19 protein-coding genes are annotated in these 15,754 nt (G+C 73.2%); 8 read left to right on the top strand and 11 right to left on the bottom strand.

Annotated elements, in window-relative coordinates; genetic code table 11:
- Positions 1 to 5 precede the first annotated feature (5 nt).
- Both NLX85_RS20030 and NLX85_RS20025 read left to right on the top strand, forming a co-directional pair.
- A complete protein-coding gene (locus tag NLX85_RS20030; RefSeq protein WP_091265774.1) occupies positions 6 to 128 on the top strand; it encodes a 50S ribosomal protein L36 in 123 nt (40 codons plus the stop codon).
- A 4-nt stretch (positions 129 to 132) separates the two neighbouring features.
- Positions 133 to 906 (top strand): SDR family oxidoreductase, encoded by a 774-nt coding sequence (locus NLX85_RS20025; protein ID WP_254337306.1) that lies wholly within the window; start codon positions 133 to 135, stop codon positions 904 to 906.
- On the opposite strand, the gene NLX85_RS20020 is transcribed toward NLX85_RS20025, so the two are convergent.
- From NLX85_RS20020 to NLX85_RS20000, 5 genes are all read right to left on the bottom strand, one after another.
- The gene (locus NLX85_RS20020) at positions 866 to 1,624 is read right to left on the bottom strand and encodes a glycosyltransferase family 2 protein (RefSeq protein WP_254337304.1); all 759 of its coding nucleotides are present in this window, start codon (positions 1,622 to 1,624) and stop codon (positions 866 to 868) included. The genes NLX85_RS20025 and NLX85_RS20020 overlap by 41 nt on opposite strands.
- Positions 1,625 to 1,717: 93 nt before the next feature.
- Entirely contained in the window at positions 1,718 to 3,091 is a 1,374-nt protein-coding gene (gene tnpB, locus NLX85_RS20015) for an IS607 family element RNA-guided endonuclease TnpB (protein WP_254337302.1), read from the bottom strand.
- Between the two features lie 333 nt (positions 3,092 to 3,424).
- On the bottom strand, positions 3,425 to 4,060 hold the full coding sequence (locus tag NLX85_RS20010; RefSeq protein ID WP_254337301.1) for an ElyC/SanA/YdcF family protein: 636 nt from the start codon (positions 4,058 to 4,060) through the stop codon (positions 3,425 to 3,427).
- Between the two features lie 60 nt (positions 4,061 to 4,120).
- Positions 4,121 to 4,396 (bottom strand): DUF4873 domain-containing protein, encoded by a 276-nt coding sequence (locus tag NLX85_RS20005; protein WP_254337299.1) that lies wholly within the window; start codon positions 4,394 to 4,396, stop codon positions 4,121 to 4,123.
- Entirely contained in the window at positions 4,393 to 5,109 is a 717-nt protein-coding gene (locus NLX85_RS20000; RefSeq protein WP_254337297.1) for a TetR family transcriptional regulator, read from the bottom strand. Before NLX85_RS20000 ends, NLX85_RS20005 begins: the two co-directional genes overlap by 4 nt.
- Before the next feature lie 48 nt (positions 5,110 to 5,157).
- On the opposite strand from NLX85_RS20000, the gene NLX85_RS19995 reads away from it, so the two are divergent.
- Entirely contained in the window at positions 5,158 to 6,060 is a 903-nt protein-coding gene (locus NLX85_RS19995; protein ID WP_254337294.1) for a diiron oxygenase, read from the top strand.
- 44 nt (positions 6,061 to 6,104) lie between these two features.
- On the opposite strand, the gene NLX85_RS19990 is transcribed toward NLX85_RS19995, so the two are convergent.
- The 5 genes from NLX85_RS19990 to NLX85_RS19970 form a co-directional block, all read right to left on the bottom strand.
- Positions 6,105 to 7,550, bottom strand: a complete 1,446-nt coding sequence (locus NLX85_RS19990) for a cellulase family glycosylhydrolase (RefSeq protein WP_254337293.1) — start codon at positions 7,548 to 7,550, stop codon at positions 6,105 to 6,107.
- A 132-nt stretch (positions 7,551 to 7,682) separates the two neighbouring features.
- Entirely contained in the window at positions 7,683 to 7,973 is a 291-nt protein-coding gene (locus tag NLX85_RS19985; protein WP_254337291.1) for a BON domain-containing protein, read from the bottom strand.
- 44 nt (positions 7,974 to 8,017) lie between these two features.
- A complete protein-coding gene (locus NLX85_RS19980; RefSeq protein WP_254337289.1) occupies positions 8,018 to 8,557 on the bottom strand; it encodes an STAS domain-containing protein in 540 nt (179 codons plus the stop codon).
- Complete coding sequence (locus tag NLX85_RS19975) at positions 8,554 to 8,868, bottom strand: hypothetical protein (protein ID WP_254337287.1); 315 nt, start codon at positions 8,866 to 8,868, stop codon at positions 8,554 to 8,556. Before NLX85_RS19975 ends, NLX85_RS19980 begins: the two co-directional genes overlap by 4 nt.
- Positions 8,865 to 9,251, bottom strand: a complete 387-nt coding sequence (locus NLX85_RS19970; protein WP_254337285.1) for an STAS domain-containing protein — start codon at positions 9,249 to 9,251, stop codon at positions 8,865 to 8,867. The genes NLX85_RS19975 and NLX85_RS19970 overlap by 4 nt, the downstream gene beginning before the upstream one ends.
- Positions 9,252 to 9,403: 152 nt before the next feature.
- Here NLX85_RS19970 and NLX85_RS19965 point away from each other — a divergent pair, with 152 nt between their 5' ends.
- The 3 genes from NLX85_RS19965 to NLX85_RS19955 are packed head-to-tail and all read left to right on the top strand — an operon-like array spanning position 9,404 to position 11,981.
- Positions 9,404 to 10,078, top strand: coding sequence for a response regulator transcription factor (locus NLX85_RS19965; protein ID WP_254337283.1), 675 nt, complete (start codon positions 9,404 to 9,406; stop codon positions 10,076 to 10,078).
- Positions 10,075 to 11,424: a cell wall metabolism sensor histidine kinase WalK gene (locus NLX85_RS19960; RefSeq protein WP_254337282.1), complete on the top strand. Its 1,350-nt coding sequence runs from the start codon at positions 10,075 to 10,077 to the stop codon at positions 11,422 to 11,424. The genes NLX85_RS19965 and NLX85_RS19960 overlap by 4 nt, the downstream gene beginning before the upstream one ends.
- Entirely contained in the window at positions 11,421 to 11,981 is a 561-nt protein-coding gene (locus NLX85_RS19955) for a GerMN domain-containing protein (protein ID WP_254337280.1), read from the top strand. Before NLX85_RS19960 ends, NLX85_RS19955 begins: the two co-directional genes overlap by 4 nt.
- A 122-nt stretch (positions 11,982 to 12,103) precedes the next feature.
- Here the strand turns inward: NLX85_RS19955 and NLX85_RS19950 are convergent, their stop codons facing one another.
- A complete protein-coding gene (locus NLX85_RS19950; RefSeq protein ID WP_254337278.1) occupies positions 12,104 to 13,702 on the bottom strand; it encodes a hypothetical protein in 1,599 nt (532 codons plus the stop codon).
- 294 nt (positions 13,703 to 13,996) lie between these two features.
- On the opposite strand from NLX85_RS19950, the gene NLX85_RS19945 reads away from it, so the two are divergent.
- Entirely contained in the window at positions 13,997 to 14,809 is an 813-nt protein-coding gene (locus NLX85_RS19945; RefSeq protein WP_254337276.1) for a SigB/SigF/SigG family RNA polymerase sigma factor, read from the top strand.
- Between the two features lie 279 nt (positions 14,810 to 15,088).
- Positions 15,089 to 15,754 (top strand): HAMP domain-containing protein (locus NLX85_RS19940; protein WP_374628112.1); only part of this gene is annotated, 666 nt, incomplete at its 3' end.

Raw genomic sequence — 15,754 nt, 5'->3', positions numbered from 1 at the left:
GCGGGATGAAGGTCCGGAGCTCCCTGCGCGCGCTGAAGCGCAAGGCCAACTCGATCGTGGTACGCCGCCGGGGCAAGGTCTTCGTGCTCAACAAGGCCGATCCCCGGCAGAAGGCCCGGCAGGGCTGACCGGGTGGCCGACATCCTGATCACCGGGGCCGGCAGCGGGCTCGGCCGGGGTGCCGCGCTCGGGCTGGCCCGCGCCGGCCACCACGTCGTCGCCGGCGCCGAGATCTGGCCCCAGGTGCGCGAGCTGCGCGCCGAGGCCGGGCGGGCCGGCGTGCGCCTCGACGCGATCAAGCTCGACGTCACCGACCCGGACGACCGGGCGTACGCCCGGCGCCACCGGGTGGACGTCCTGGTGCTCAACGCGGGCGTCCAGGAGGCGGGGGCGGTGGTGGAGATCCCGATGGACCGGGTCCGCCGCTCCTTCGAGGTGAACGTCTTCGGGCACCTGCACCTCGTGCAGGAGCTGGTGCCGCCGATGCTGGAGCGGGGCGCCGGCAAAGTCGTCTGGGTGTCCTCCGCGGTCGGCATCCGGACCCGGCCGTGGGTCGGTGTCTACGCCGCCACCAAGCACGCCGTCGAGGCCCTCGCCTGGGCCATGAAGGGCGAGCTGGAGCCGCGCGGCGTCCGGGTCGCCGTCGTCAACCCCGGCCCCTACCGGACCGGGTACAACGACACCGGGGTCGAGGCCATGTTCCAGTGGTGGGACTCCTCGACCGCCCTGCTGGACCGGCCCGACTTCGACGACTACCTGGAGCACCAGCGCGACCCGGGGGAGATGGTCGAGGAGATGGTCCGGGTGATTCCCGCCGACCGGCACCCCTTCCGCACGGCGTACCCCGAGGAGCTCCGGGGGCAGCTCAGGGAGTTCGAGTCGCAGATCTGGGACGCGACGACGTGACCTCCGCCGGCGGGGCGTCCCCGGTGGCACGCCCCGGCGCGAGCAGCCGAGCGGCGGCGAACCGGACCAGCGGCCCGTAGATCCGCGCCGAGTCGGTGAGCGAGGAGAAGTGCGACGAGCCGCCCTGGTAGTGGGTGACGATGGGAACCTGTTCGATCGGGCGGCCGGCCCGGGAGGCGTGCAGCAGCACGTTCATCTCGTACTCGAACCGCTCGCCCGGCACGGTCCGCAGCCAGCCGAGCAGCCCGGCCGGGTACGCCCGCAGCCCGGTCTGGGTGTCCCGGACGCGGCGGCCGGTGGCCAGGTGGAACGCGGCCCGGGTCAGCACGTTGCCGAACCGGCTGCGCAGCGGCACCTCGCCGTCGAACCGGCGGACGCCAAGCGTCAGCGCGCCGGTGTCGCGCATCCGGTCGGCGACCCGGACGACGTCCGGGATCAGGTGCTGCCCGTCGGCGTCCACGCACACCACGTCGTGCCCCGGGTGGTGGAGCGCGGCGTACCGGAAGCCGGTCTTCAGCACCACCCCCTTGCCCCGGTTGACCCGGCGCCGCAGCACGGTGGCCCCGCGCTCGCGGGCCGCCGCGAGCACCCCGGCCGCGGTCGGGCCGCTGCCGTCGTCGACGATCAGCACGTGCGCCCCGGGCAGCGCGGCGGTGAGGTCGTCGACGAGCCGCGGCAGGCGGTCCCCGGGTCGGTAAACCGGCACCAGCACAATCACGGAACCTCCTGAGTGACCCATTGCCCACCGGTCCGCTCACCGGTGGGCCCCTTTTTTTTCGACGTCCGTCCTTACCGTTACCCTTCAATGCGTTCAGGTGAACACATGATCGGTAGTCCCGCCTTGCGGTGGGACGGTCCCGGTCTGACCCGCGTGAACGGTGCCGGGTTGACGCTTCGCAGCCACCCGCCCGCGGGTGCGGGTCTTATGGTCGGCTCCACGTCCAGCCACCGGGCCACTCCCGGCAGTGTCGATCTCAGCCGCGGCGAGGGCGGCGAGGTTGCGTGCGGCGTTGAGGTCCCGGTCCAGGATTAGGCCGCACGTTTCGCACGCGTACTCACGCTCGGACAGGGTGAGCTTGGTTTTCGCCGCACCACAAGCCGAGCAGGTTTTCGATGACGGATACCAGCGGTCAGCGACGGTCAGCCGGCCGCCGTTCCAGTGCGTCTTGTAGGTCAGTTGCCGGCGGATTTCGGCGAAGCCAGCGTCGGCGATGTGCCGGGCCAGCCGCCGGTTGGCGAGCATCCCGGTCACGTTGAGGTCTTCCACCACGATTGTGCCGTGCTGGCGGGCCAGGCGGGTGGTGAGCTTGTGCAGGCCGTCGCGACGAAGGTTCGCGATTCGCGCGTGGGCGCGGGCGAGGCGCGTTGAGGCTTGTTGCCACCGGCGCGACGGGCGGCGGCCGACCCGGCGGTCCGGGCCGGCCTTACGCGACAGTGCACGGTTCAGCGCGCGGAATCGACGCTCCGCCTGCTGCAGATGGCGTGGATTCGGCACCAGTTCGCCCGTGGACAGCACCGCAAGGTGCTTGATGCCGACATCCACACCAACCGTCGAGGCGGGTCGGGTGGGTTGCCGGTCGGCCCGGTCGACCTCGACGCAGAACGCAACGTGCCAGCGCCCGCCGTCGCGGCGCAAGGTCGCGGACATGATCCGCGCGGTGCCCGCCTCCAGGCGGCGGGCTAGTTTGCGGGCGGACTCGTGCAGCTTCAGCCGGCCCAGCCGGGGCAGCGTGACATGCTTGCGGTCGGGCTCGACGCGGATCGTGCCGGTGGTGAACCGCACGCTGGGGGTGCTACGGCGGCGGGACTTGAACCGGGGGAAGCGGACCGGCCGACCAGCCCGCTTCCCGGCCCGGGAATCAGCCCAGTTCTTCAGACCACGGGCAAGCGCATCCAGGCCGGTGTTGAACGCCTCCTTCGAGCATTCCGCCCACCAAGGCGCCACCTCGGCCTTCGCCGCGTTCCACGCCTTACGCAGTGCGGGTAACGTCCACGACACGGCCGGGGTGAGCGATTCCTTCGACACGCCGTAGGTGCGTTCGGCTGCCCGCTGGTCCATCACCGCTTTGACTCTGGCCAACGCCCAATTGTGGGCAACCCTGGCGGCCCCAGCATGGGCGAGTACCGCCCGTTCCTGGCCCGCGGTCAAATCCAGGGCGTACCGGTACGCCTGGATCACCTTCACGCCGGAGCAGCCCCGGTAGCGGCGTCCATTGTCCGCCGGGCACGGCTGGCTCCGGCTCGATCGTTCCCGCAACAGGGTTGCGGAGCAGGGCGATGAACTTCTTGCGGTACCCGTTGAGCGCGGAAACAATGTCGGTTACCACGCGGGACTCCCGGAAGCTCCTCCCCGGTAGTCGACGGAGTCACGGACGACCCGCCCGAGGGCGCCCATTCCTTAACGTGCACCCACACACCATAGCGAGCCAATAGAGCGCCAAGAGCCCGCACTATTGGCTCGCTATGCCGCCAACCGGGCGGCGAATCCACTTTGCGAGCGGCGGCTTATCCACCTTGTTCAGCGGCGGAACAGCGCGGCCACGCGTTCCGCCGACCGGGCCAGGTCGCGTTCCCGGCGCAGCAGTGCCTCCGGGGTGCGCAGGCCGAGGTAGCACAGCCGGCTGGCCGCCCGGGCGGCCCGCTCGCGCCGGGCGGGCACCGGGTCGGGGCCGGCCACCGGCACGTCCAGCAGCGTGGCGCCGGTGAGCCCGAGCACCTTGCCGGCGAGGAACCGGATCCGGGGCAGGTGCCACGGGTGGGAGACCAGCCCGAGCGGCCGGGCCGGGGTGTAGACCTGATCGGCCACCAGTCCGTCCTGGACGGTGTGCGCGAGGTTCTGCAGGGTGGTGCGGGACCGGGTCTCCGCGTGCAGCCGGGCGTACCCGTCGAGGCCGGCGGCGCGGGCCAGGGCCAGCATGAGTTCGCCCTCCCGGGACCCGGCCGGCGGGCCGGCCGCCCCGGCGGGGCCGTGGGGCCAGCCGCCGGTGAACACCACCCGCGCCCCGGCGGCCCGCCGGAACTCGGCGGCGTGCGCGTGGACGTACCCGATGGCGGCTCGGGTCCGGGCGGCGCTCTCCGCGGTGAGCCGGTAGCCGTCGTCGCCCGCGACCACCCCGCGGCCGAACACCAGCAGCACGGTGGCGGTCGGCGTCACCCGACCCACGGTACGCCGGCCGGCGGCCGGTCCGGGCCCGGCGGGCGGGCCGACCGGCGGTCAGTCCTCGTCCGCGTCGGGCGGCCAGGGCGGCTCGCCGACGCCGGTGATGCGTACCCCGCCCCACGGGTCGGCCTCGGCGAGCCGGCCGCGGACGACCCGCTCGCCGACCCGCACCTCGACGTCGCGCCGGCCGGAGCGGAGCAGGCGCATCATCCGGGGCTCCGGCTCGATCCGCCCGGCCCAGTGGTAGCGCCCGTCGACCGGCTCCCAGCGGCCGCCGGCGTGCAGCCGGACCGTGGTGCCGGCGATCTGCGCCGTCCCCTGCCAGCTCACCGCTCGATCCGCTCGTGCGCGCGGGTCAGCTCGGGGGGCAGGTCGGCGCCGCGCCGGACGCCCTCGATGCCGCTCCACAGCAGGGTGGTCAGGTAGTCGGTGAGCGCGGCCCGGCGGATCGGCTGGCCGTGGGTGGCCCACCAGTCGCCGACCGCCTGCACGAACCCGACGAGGCCGTACGCCCACGGTTCGGCGGGACCGGCGTCGAGGCCGAGCGCGCGCAGCCGGTCACCGATCACCCGGGCCAGCCCGGTGGCCACCTGCCGGCTGGTGCCGGCCACCACCTGCTGGATCCCGGGATGCCCGGCCTCGTGCAGCAGGAACCGGTAGAGCGTCGGCTCGGACTCGATGACGCTCAGGTACGCGTCGATGGTCGCCTCGACCAGTGCCCGTTCCTCGCGGACCTGTTCCACGGCGGGGGCGATGGTGTCGACGACCCGGGCCGCCACCACCTCGCTGACGGCCAGCCAGAGCTGCGCCTTGTCGGCGAAGTAGCGGTAGAGCACCGGCTTGCTGACCCCCGCCGTGGCGGCCACCTGGTCCATGTCGACCGTGGGCCCGTGCCGCAGCAGCGCCTGCACGGCGGCCCCGATCAGCTCCTGCCGCCGCTGTTCGCGGTGGTCCGCCCAGCGGTCCCGCCGGCCCGTGCGGCGGGGTGCGGGCGGCTCCGGCGGGGAGTCCGGGGCATTGACATCGGTGGAGGTCCGTCGCATGCTACCACTCGTAACAGTTACTGGAAGTTACGTCAACCTGGAGGGGCCATGGAGGGGACGCCGATCGGATTCCCGCGCGAGGCCGTGGCCACCCGCCTGCTCGCCGCCTCAGTGCGCACCAGCTACGACCCCGTCGTGGACATCGACTGGTCGGCGCCGCACGTTCCCGGGGCGTACTGGATGCCGCCGGAGCGCAGCAGCCTCTACGGCACGCCGCTGTGGAAGGGGCTGAGCGAGGAGCAGCGGGTCGAGCTGACCAAGCACGAGGTGGCCAGCGCGGCGAGCGCCGGGCTGTGGTTCGAGACCATCCTCATGCAGATGCTCATCCGGCACTACTACGACGCCGACCCGACCAGCCGGCACGCCCAGTACGCGCTCACCGAGGTCGCCGACGAGTGCCGGCACTCCATCATGTTCGGTCGGCTCATCGAGGCCATGGGCTGCCCGGTCTACCGGGCGGACCCGTTCGACCACCTGCTCGGGCGCTGGCTCAAGGCCACCGCCACCGGCCCGCGGATGTACGCGGCGATCCTCATCGCCGAGGAGATCCTCGACGCGTTCCAGCGGGAGGCCATGGCCGACGAGTCGATCCAGCCGCTGATCCGGATGGTGTCCCGGATCCACGTGGTCGAGGAGGCCCGGCATGTGCGGTTCGCCCGGGACGAGTTGGCCCGTCAGGTCGAGGCCGCCGGTCCGGTCGGGCTGGCCTACGCGCGGGTGGTGATCGGGCGGGCCGCGTACTCGATCACCCGCCGCCTGGTGAATCCACGGGCGTACGCGGCGGTCGGCATCCCACCGGCCGCCGGGGTGGCCGTGGCCCGGGCCAACCCGCACTGGCGGGCCACCCTGCGCTGGTCCGCCCAGCGCATCGCCGAGCACCTGACCGAGCTGGGGCTGGTCGCCGGGCCGGGGCGGCTGCTGTGGCGACGCGCCGGCCTCATCGGTGACTGACCGACGGCGGCCCGCCCGGGGAGGGCCGCCGCCGGTCGCGCCGGTCAGGACGTGGGGAAGTTGTCCGGGGTGCGGATGCGGTTGCGCATGAAGTTCCCGGACTCGGTGAGCACCGAGGTGCCCGCGTAGGTGCCGCCCGCGCAGGTGCCCGGCCGGAAGGCCGCGCTGCCCTCGCTCGCGTCGGAGTAGGTCCAGTTCGCGTAGCTGATCTTCAGCCGGTCGAGCAGGTCGAGCCAGGCCGTGCTGCTGGCCGTGTCGACCGCGCCGTCACCGGTGTAGGTCACCGTGCCGAACTCGGTGACGAACAGCGGCAGCCGGGAGGCGGCCCGCTGCACCTCGTTGCGGTAGTTGTCCTTGTGGGACGCGGCGTAGAAGTGGAACGTGTACATGATGTTGTCGGCCCGGACCGGGTTGTTGACGATCTCGTCGGAGTTGCCGCCCTCCGACACCCCCAGCGACGACCAGCCCCGGGTGCCGACGATGACCACGGCGTCCGGGTCGTTGGCCCGGATCACCGGGATGACCTGCTCGGCGTAGTTCCTGATGGTCGACCAGTTCACGCCGTTCGGCTCGTTGGTGATCTCGTAGATCACGTTGTTCTTCGCGGCGTTGCGGGCCGACACCGCGGCGAAGAAGGTCTTCGCGCGGTCCAGGTTGTACATGGGGTCGCCCGGGGTCAGCGTGTGGAAGTCGACAAGCGCGTACAGGCCGCGTGCCTCGGCCTTGTCGACCAGGTTGTTGACCTGGTTGGTGAAGCCGGTCGGGTTGGTCTCGTAGCCCTGCTCCTGCACGTACATCGAGATGCGCAGCAGGTCGGCCTGCCAGTCGTTGGCCAGCGCGTCGAGCGAGGCGTCGTTGTAGCAGTTGGCGAACCACTGCAACCCGTGGGTGCTCATGCCCCGCAGCTGGATCGGCCTGCCGTACCGGTTGCAGAGGTTGACCCCGCAGACCCGCAGCTGGCCGTTGATCGCCACGGGCGTGGTGCCGGTGGGCGGCGGCGGGGTGGTCGGGGGCGGGGTGGTGGGTGGGGGAGTGGTGGTCGGCGGCGGCGTGGTGGGCGTGGTTCCGCCGGTGCAGGCCGCGCCGTTGAGGGTGAACGCGGTCGGTGCCGGGTTGGCGCCGGTCCAGGAGCCGTTGAAGCCGATGGTGGTGCTCGCCCCGGTGCCGAGGGAGCCGTTGTAGCTCATGCTCTGCGCGGTGACCGCGCTGCCGCTCTGCTGCCAGGTCGCCGACCAGCCCTGGACGACCCGCTGCCCGGCGTCGGGGAAGCTGAAGCCCAGGGTCCAGTTGTTCACCGCGTCGCCGAGGTTCTTCACGGTGACGGTGGCGGTGAAGCCGCCCTGCCAGGAGTTGGTGGTGTAGGTGACGGCGCAGCCGGTCGCCGCCATCGCGTTCGTCGACGGCAGCACGGCCGTCGCGGCCAGGGCGAGCGCACCGACGGCGCCGCCCACGAGGAGGTGCCGCCGGGACGGGCGGGGGATCGAGAACATGCGGGATCGTCCCATCTGGTGGGTGGTGGTTGGACGGTGCCCGTCGTGAACTCGCCCGGAAAGGTCCGACGCGGCAGCCTCGGGAGCGCTCCCACGCAGAGGGTAGAGGCGGACGCCGAGCCGTGCAACCGGTCAGCGGCCGCGCCGCCGCGCCGAGTGCAGCCGGAGCGCGTTGCACACGTCGAACACGCCGGACACGTCCCAGGCCAGCTCGCCGGCCGCCCGGCGGGTCTCCGGGTCGGCCACCAGCCCGGCCAGGATCACCACCCGGTTCTGCACCGTCACGGTGATCTGCTGGCGCCGGGTGGTCCAGTCGACGCTCAACCGCTGCGCCACCAGGGCGGCCAGCCGCACATCCTCGCCGTCGGGCGCCGGCCCGTCTCCGGCGAACGGGAAATCGGGGTACGGCCAGGGCATCACCATGGGTCGGGCTCCTTCTGCTCGGTCACGATTCCCGGTCGGGCGGCTCAGGCCGGGCGCGGGCCGGCGGCCCCGCTCATCGCCCGGGTGCGGCTGTCGAAGACCGGGAAGACCCCGTCCAGCCGCATGGTGTGCAGCACGGTGAGCACGAACCGGGACGGCGCCACCAGGCAGAGCCGCCGGCCGTCCTGCCGGCTCTCCTGGTGGGCGCGGACCAGCAGCCCGAGCCCGGCCGAGTCGATCACCTCGACCCCGGTCAGATCGACAAGCACCCGGTCGCCGACCGTGACGGCCTCGTCCAGCGCCCGGTGTACCCGTTCGACGGGGTCGACATCCGGGACGGGCGGCGCCCCACCGACGTCGTCCAGGTCGTCGACACCGAGGCCGCCGTCGTCCACCGCGGCCCGCACACTGCACCGCGGGCAGTGGTGCGGTCCGGAGGCGAACGGCGAGCCGACCCAGTCGTTCTCGAACACCAGCGTCCAGACCACCTCGGCGTCCGGCAGGATGCAGCCGGTGCCGGTGACGCTGTCACCGCAGCCGTCGCAGATGAGCATCATCAGGTGCTCCGCCGGTACGACCGTCACGATCCCTCCCTCCGCCGCGCGCCCGGTCGGGGCGGCGGTTCCTTCCCGGCCGGCGGGCGTCCCGCGGTCAGCACGGCGAGCACGACCGCGACGGCGGCGAACCCGGACTGCACGACCAGGGGCCACACCGCCGGCTCGGAGGGCCCGGCGTCCACGAGGCCCACGACGATCGCGCCGAGCAGCGCGGCGGCGACCCCCAGCGCCAGGGTCAGCCAGACCGGTGCGGCCGTGCGTCCCGGCACGACCAGGCGACCCACGGCGCCGACGGCGATCCCCACCGCGAGGGCGCCGAGCAGGGTGCCGCCGTTCACGACGCCTCCCGCGGGGTGGCCGTGACCCGGGCCCGGCCGCGCGCGGTCGGGCCGTCCGGTCGCGGCGTGTGGACGATGGGCACGGTGTCGCCCAGCCGGGCGGTGTCGAGGATGCGCCGGATCCGCGGGTGCGGATTGCGCACGGTGAGCAGCCCGTGCCGGCGGGCCAGCCGGCGATGCACGTCGAACAGCAACGCGATGGCGGCGGGGTCGACGTGCCGGCAGTCGGCCAGGTCGATGGTGACCTCGCGGGGAGCCAGCGCCAGGACCCGGTCGAGCACGAGCGCGACCTCCGACAGACCGGCGAGATCCAGCTCCTCGGTGATGTCCACCCGGACGTGCGGCACGGCGCCGTCCGGGGAGGACTGCGGGGGCAGGGTCATCTCGTCGTCTTCCTCGCGGAGGTCGGGTTCGGCTTCCCACTCTGTGCGCGGATCTTGGAGGTCGCCGCGCGGTTCCATGACAGTTGTGTGACAAAAGCCGGGAACGGCTGACACGGTTGGGCGACCCGTGGGCGGCCCGTCATGATGCGGATATGACGGCCGTACTGGTGATCGAGGACGACGACCGCATCCGGCTGGCCCTGCTGCTCGCCCTGGAGGAGGAGGGCTATTCCGCGTACGGGGCGGCGACCGCCGAGGAGGGCCTGCGCCGGCAGCGGGAGAGCCCCGCCGACCACGTGCTGGTCGACCTCATGCTGCCCGGCCTCGACGGGTTCGAGTGCATCCGCCAGTTGCGCCGCGACGACGACGTCCCGATCGTGGTGGTCAGCGCCCGCGACGACACCCACGACATCGTCGCCGCGCTGGAGGCCGGGGCCGACGACTACGTGGTCAAGCCCGTGGCGATCAAGGAACTCTCCGCCCGGCTGCGGGCCCTGCGCCGGCGCGGCCGGGTCGTGACGGCCACCGTCCCCGCCCAGGTCTTCGGGGACCTGGAGATCAGCGCCGAGGCCGGCGAGGTCCGCCGCGCCGGCCGGCCCGTCGCGGTCACCCGCACCGAGTTCCGGCTGCTCTGCGAGCTGGCCGAGCACGCCGGCCGGGTGCTGTCCCGGCAGCAGTTGCTGCGCCGGGTCTGGGGGTACGAGACCGGCGACGAGCGGCTTGTCGACGTGCACGTGGGCCGGCTGCGGCAGAAGATCGAGCCGGATCCGGCGAACCCGCGGCACCTGGTCACCCTCCGCGGTCTCGGCTACAAGCTCCAGCGATGACCCGCCTCGGACTGCGCGCCCGGGTCACCGCCGCGTTCGCCGTCGGCGCGTTGCTGCTCGCCGCCGTGATGGCCCTCTTCTCGTACGACCTGACCCGCCGCTCGCTGCTGGAGGAGCGGGAGCGCACGGCCGTCCGGGCCGCGTACTACGACGCCGCGGTGGTCCGCTCCGGGCTGGACACCGGCACCCCGGACGTGGTGGCGGTGCTGCGCTCCCTGGACACCGGCAGCAGCCGCCGCCCGCTGCTGCACCTGCGCGGCGGCTGGTACGCCCGCACCGCCGACGTCGGCGCCGGCTCGGTCCCGGTGGAGCTGCAACGCCTGGTCGCCGCCGGCCAGCCGGCCGTGCAGCGGGTCCGCGTGGACGGGCAGCCGACCCTGCTGGTCGGCGTCCCGCTCGCCGGCGAACTGGGCTACTACGAGCTGACCTCGTTGCGTGAGGTCGAGGAGACTTTCCAGGTGGTCGGGCTGGCGCTGACCGCCGTGGCGATCATGGTGGCCGGGGCCGGCGCCGCCCTCGGCTGGTACGCAACCCGGCACAGCGTCCGGCCGCTCACCGCGGTCGCCGACGCCGCCGAGCGGATCGCCGCCGGCGACTTCGCCACCCGGCTCGACCCCACCACGGACCCGGACCTCACCCGGCTCTCCACCTCGTTCAACCACATGGTCGACCAGGTGGTGCGGCGGATCGAGCGGGACCGCCGGTTCGCCGCCGACGTCAGCCACGAGCTGCGCTCCCCGTTGCAGACGCTGGCCGCCGCCGCGAGCGTGCTGACCCGCCGCCGGGAGCACCAGGACGAACGCACCGCCACGGCGGCGGGACTCGTCGCCGACGAGGTGGCCCGGTTCCAGCGCCTGGTGGACGACCTGATCCAGCTGGCCCGCACCGAACAGCCCGCGCACCGCGACACGGTCGACGTGGCCGGGCTGGCCCGGGCCGCCTGCCGCGAACGGTCACTGCCGGAGAGCCTCGTGGAGGTGGCCGAGGGCACCCCGGCCCGGTGGCGGGTCGACCGGCGCCGGGTCGAGCAGATCCTGTTGAACCTGCTCGACAACGCCGTGCGCTACGGCGGCGGCCCCGTCGCCGTACGCCTCGGCATGCGCGACGGGATCGGCGTGCTCGACGTCGACGACGACGGGCCGGGCGTGCCGGAGGCCGACCGGGAGGCGATTTTCGACCGCTTCGTCCGCGGCCGGGCCGCGCACGCCCGGGCCGGCACGGACGGCACCGGCCTGGGCCTCGCCCTGGTGGCGCAGCACGCCGCCGCGCACGGCGGGCACGCGGCGGTGGTGGACCGGGAGCGCGGGGCCCGGTTCCGGGTCGAGCTGCCGGGGGCCGGCGGATGACCCGCCGACTGCTCCCGGTGCTGCTCGCCGCGGTGCTGCTCGGCGGCTGCGGGGTGCCGGTCGACGACGAGCCCCGCGTGGTGCAGGCCCCGCCCGGGAGCTTCCCGACACCGGCGGGCACGGCGACGGCCGACCCGGCCGGGCGGGTGGTCGAGCCGCTCTGCTTCGTCCGGGACGACGGGCTGGAGGCGGTCACCCGACGGGTCGACGACCTGCCCGGTGTGGACGAGCACCTCCAGCACCTGCTGGCCGGGCCGGACGGCACGGAGCGGGGCCGCGGGCTGGCCACCGCCCTGCCCGGCACGGTGGCGGTGGCCGGGGCCACCCTCACCGGCACGGTGGCCACCGTCGACGTGCGGCAGGCCGGCGAGGAGACCGGCCGCAACGACGAGGTCCTGGCGTTCGGACAGATCGTCTGCACGCTGACCCAGCGCCCGGACGTGGACAGCGTCGCGTTCCGCCGGGACGGGCAGCCGCTGGAGGTGCCGAGGGCCGACGGCAACCTGTCCTCGCTGCCGCTCACCGCCGCCGACTACCGGCCGCTGTTGCACCGCTGACCGCCGGTTCCCCAGAGGCGTCGTCCGCGGGGTCGTGGCGCCGCTGGCCCCGAGCTGTCCGACGACACAGGTGCGGCCCTCGCCGAACGGGGAGAGGGCCGCACCTGTCGGCGCGTGACAGGTCAGGCCGCGGGCAGACTGGTGAACACCAGCGGCCCGGACGGCGCCGGAGCGCCGCCGTTGGGGTAGCCCCACCCCGCGCTGTTGCCCGCCGCGGTGCTGAGCGTGAAGCCCACCGTGTACGTCCCCGGTGGCAGGGCGCTGAAGTACACCGGCAGCGAGACGTGCCCGTCGGGCCCGACCTGGATGCCGCCGCCCGCGCCGCCCACCGAGTGGCCCAGGGAGTTGTAGATGGTGGTCGAGAACCCGGTCACCGGAGCGAGCGTGACGTCGTCGATGGTGACGTCGACGCTGATGCCGTTGAACAGGTCGCCCGGAGCGGCCTCGGTGCGGCTCAGTGTCGCGGCGATCGCCACCGGCCGCGTCGTGTCGGGCACCCGGGTGGCCCGCAGGTCGAGCGCGGGCGCGCCGTAGTAGGCGCCGTACACCGAGACCGAACCGGCCGTGTCGGTGAGCAGGATGCCGTCGATGGTGCAGGAGTCGGTCAGCGTGCTCATCACGACCGGCAGCGACCACGTGCCCGCCGGTCCCTCGGTCAGCACCTGGTTCCAGGTCGAGCAGCTCCCGGTCGCGACCGTGGCGGTCAGCCCGCCCTGTACTCCGCTCGCGGTGAACGTCAGCGTGGTCGTCGCCGGCTCGCGCCAGTTGTTCACCTCCGTCGGGTTCAGTGCGAATCCGCTGGCGCTTATCACCTCGTTGCGGGTGACCCGCACCGTCGGCGCGTCGAGGCCGGTGTAGCGCTCGGTGTTGCCGGCCCGGTCGGTCAGGCTGACCGCCGCCACCTTCCAGTCGCCGGTGGGGCTGCCCGCCGGCAGGGCCACCGGCACGATGCACTCGACGAACCAGGGATCCCAGTTCTGCATGTCGCCGCAGAGCATGCCGCCCTGGTCGCTGTACGTCAGGGTGATCGGTGCGACGACCTCGGCGGTGCCGGGACCGTCCAGCTCGATGCGACCCTGCCAGAAGCCCGCGCCCGGGTCGTCCTGGACGTACAGGCCGTACCGCAGAGTTGCGCCGGAGCCGTCGTCGTACACCTGGGTCCTGGTCGGCGAGTTGAGCCAGACCCGGTCGGTCACCGGCGGCGTCGTGTCGGGGGTCTGGGTGGCGGCCAGCACGGCGGCCGGCCTGATCTTGTCGCCGGACAGGGTCCGCGTCGTCCCCTGGTCGTCGGTCGCGGTGATCTTCGTGACGCGGTAGGTCACCGGCGCGGCCGGGCCGTACTCGGTCACGAGGAAGTCGTACGCGTATGACGAGCTCTCGATCCCGCCCGTGTACGGACCGACGACGGGCCAGCCGCGGCCGAGACCGAACCGGATCTGCTCGACCGGCCCCACCGGGGTGGTGCCGCTGTAACTCTGCACGTAGATGCTGCCGCTGAGGTCGCGGGCGGTGGTCGACGTGTCGGTCACCGTCCACTTCAGGGTGACGGTCGTGCCGCCGGTGGTGGTGTCGACCTGGTCCGTCGCGAACGCGATGCCGGAAAAGCCGATCTTCGGTTTCGCGACGGCGGCGGACGGTGCGGCCGCTGCGGTGAGCAGCGCCGTGGCCGCGATGGCGGTGGCCAGGATCCGTGAGACTGCGCGAAGGCGTGTAGCAGCCATGTGTCCCCCCGGTTGACGGGTGACCGGACCGCGATGGCCCGGTCGACGCGGGCTGTCGGACGGCGGCCCGCGCGCGCAGGGTAGTAGGGGCGCACCAGTGCGGGAACGGGTCAACGGCCGCACGGTGCGGCCACACCGACGGCCGGAAGTGCCTCGGGTCACCACGCATTTGTCCTCTGCTGGGCGAAATATCCATCGTCCGTTCGGTTGATTCGGTGGCAACCTTTGGTCTAGGGTGGCTGGCACGACCGGTGCTCGGGAGGCACCCGTTCTCCTCAGGACAGGAAGGCCAGCATGACCACGACGACCATGGCGCCGACGACGACCAGCGAGGTTCACCGCGCGGCGGTGACCGGCGAGGAGACCCGCGCCACCCAGCTGATCGCCGCACTGGCCGAGCTGCCCGAGGGCCACCCGGAGCGGCCGGCGCTGCGCAACCAGGTCATCGAGGCCTGGCTGCCGCTGGCCAACCACCTCGCCGCCCGCTACAGCGGCCGCGGCGAGCCGGCCGGCGACCTGGCCCAGACGGCGGCGCTCGGCCTGATCAAGGCGGTGGACCGGTTCGACGCCTCCCGGGGCGTGGACTTCGCCGGCTTCGCCATCCCGACCATCCTCGGCGAGATCAAGCGGCACTTCCGTGACCGCACCTGGAACATCCGGGTCCCGCGCCGCCTCCAGGAGCTGCGGCTGCGCATCTCCGAGGCGAACAGCACGCTGACCCAGACCCTCAACCGGGCCCCGACGGTCGCCGACATCGCCAGCCACCTCGACGTCACCGAGGAGGAGGTGCTCGAGGGCCTGGAGGGCGCCCGCGCCTACAACGCCGTCTCGCTCTCCACCCCGATCGGCGACGGCGACAGCGCCACCGAGCTGGGCGACACCCTCGGCACCGAGGACAACGAGTACGAGCTGGCCGAGCTGCGCGCCTCGCTGGGCCCGGCGCTCGCCACCCTCGACGAGCGCGAGCAGAAGATCCTCACCCTGCGCTTCTACGGCAACCTGACCCAGAGCGAGATCGCCGCCCGGGTCGGGGTGTCCCAGATGCACGTGTCCCGGCTGCTCGCCCGCGCGCTGACCAAGCTGCGCGGCCAGCTCACCGAGGCCTGATCCGTCCCGGGCGGACGTCCGCCCGAGCCGTTCCTCGCGGTTCCCGGCGGGCGCTGCCGCTCGCCCCGGGCCCACGCACCGCCACCGACTCCCCTCGGTGGCGGTGCGTCTTTCCGTCGACCCGCCCGCCGCCCAGCGCGCCGGGGCGGGCCTGTGCATACTTGCGCGGATGCAATCGTTGCCGGGGCGGTCCGCCGCTCGGCTGTGACAGAGGCGGTAGTGGTGGTCGATCAGACGATCCCGCGGCGACGCGAAACGGCTCCGGCGGCCGGGGCCCCGGTGGCCGATCCGGATCTCCGCCAGCTGCTGGCCGGTCTCACCGCGGTCCGGGACGGCGACTTCGGCACCCGGCTGCCGGAGGACGCCGACGGGCTGCTCGGCGAGATCGCCACCGTCTTCAACGGCATGGTCGACCAGCTCTCCCTGTTCACCTCCGAGGTCACCCGCGTGGCCCGGGAGGTCGGCACCGAGGGGCAGCTCGGCGGCCAGGCCGACGTGCCGGGCGTGTCGGGCACCTGGAAGGACCTGACCGACTCGGTGAACGCGATGGCCGGCAACCTGACCGACCAGGTCCGCGACATCGCCGAGGTGGCCACGGCGGTGGCCCGGGGCGACCTGTCGCAGAAGATCACCGTCGACGTGCGCGGCGAGATCCTGGAGCTGAAGGTCACCATCAACACGATGGTGGACCAGCTCTCCTCGTTCGCCGACGAGGTGACCCGGGTGGCCCGGGAGGTCGGCAGCGAGGGCCGGCTGGGCGGTCAGGCCGAGGTGCCCGGCGTCGCGGGCACCTGGCGGGACCTCACCGACTCCGTCAACTTCATGGCCGGCAACCTGACCAGCCAGGTCCGCAACATCGCCCAGGTGACCACGGCGGTGGCCCGCGGCGACCTCTCCCAGAAGATCACCGTCGACGCCCGGGGCGAGATCCTGGAGCTCAAGAGC

This window comes from Micromonospora sp. A3M-1-15 (assembly GCF_024213425.1).
In the GTDB taxonomy this organism is placed as follows: Bacteria; Actinomycetota; Actinomycetes; order Mycobacteriales; family Micromonosporaceae; genus Micromonospora; species Micromonospora chersina.
Note: the sequence above shows the minus strand (reverse complement) of the source record. Positions and strands in the feature narration are given on the sequence as shown.

Bases quoted from the DNA above. Each gene is read 5' to 3' on its own strand.
- NLX85_RS19945 (WP_254337276.1), top strand. From the start codon at position 13,997: ATGACCACGACGACCATGGCGCCGACGACGACCAGCGAGGTTCACCGC.
- NLX85_RS19960 (WP_254337282.1), top strand. From the start codon at position 10,075: ATGACCCGCCTCGGACTGCGCGCCCGGGTCACCGCCGCGTTCGCCGTC.
- NLX85_RS19955 (WP_254337280.1), top strand. From the start codon at position 11,421: ATGACCCGCCGACTGCTCCCGGTGCTGCTCGCCGCGGTGCTGCTCGGC.
- NLX85_RS19985 (WP_254337291.1), bottom strand. From the start codon at position 7,973: ATGGTGATGCCCTGGCCGTACCCCGATTTCCCGTTCGCCGGAGACGGG.
- NLX85_RS19950 (WP_254337278.1), bottom strand. From the start codon at position 13,702: ATGGCTGCTACACGCCTTCGCGCAGTCTCACGGATCCTGGCCACCGCC.
- NLX85_RS19970 (WP_254337285.1), bottom strand. From the start codon at position 9,251: ATGACCCTGCCCCCGCAGTCCTCCCCGGACGGCGCCGTGCCGCACGTC.
- NLX85_RS19990 (WP_254337293.1), bottom strand. From the start codon at position 7,550: ATGTTCTCGATCCCCCGCCCGTCCCGGCGGCACCTCCTCGTGGGCGGC.
- NLX85_RS20000 (WP_254337297.1), bottom strand. From the start codon at position 5,109: ATGCGACGGACCTCCACCGATGTCAATGCCCCGGACTCCCCGCCGGAG.
- NLX85_RS20030 (WP_091265774.1), top strand. From the start codon at position 6: ATGAAGGTCCGGAGCTCCCTGCGCGCGCTGAAGCGCAAGGCCAACTCG.
- NLX85_RS19995 (WP_254337294.1), top strand. From the start codon at position 5,158: ATGGAGGGGACGCCGATCGGATTCCCGCGCGAGGCCGTGGCCACCCGC.
- NLX85_RS19965 (WP_254337283.1), top strand. From the start codon at position 9,404: ATGACGGCCGTACTGGTGATCGAGGACGACGACCGCATCCGGCTGGCC.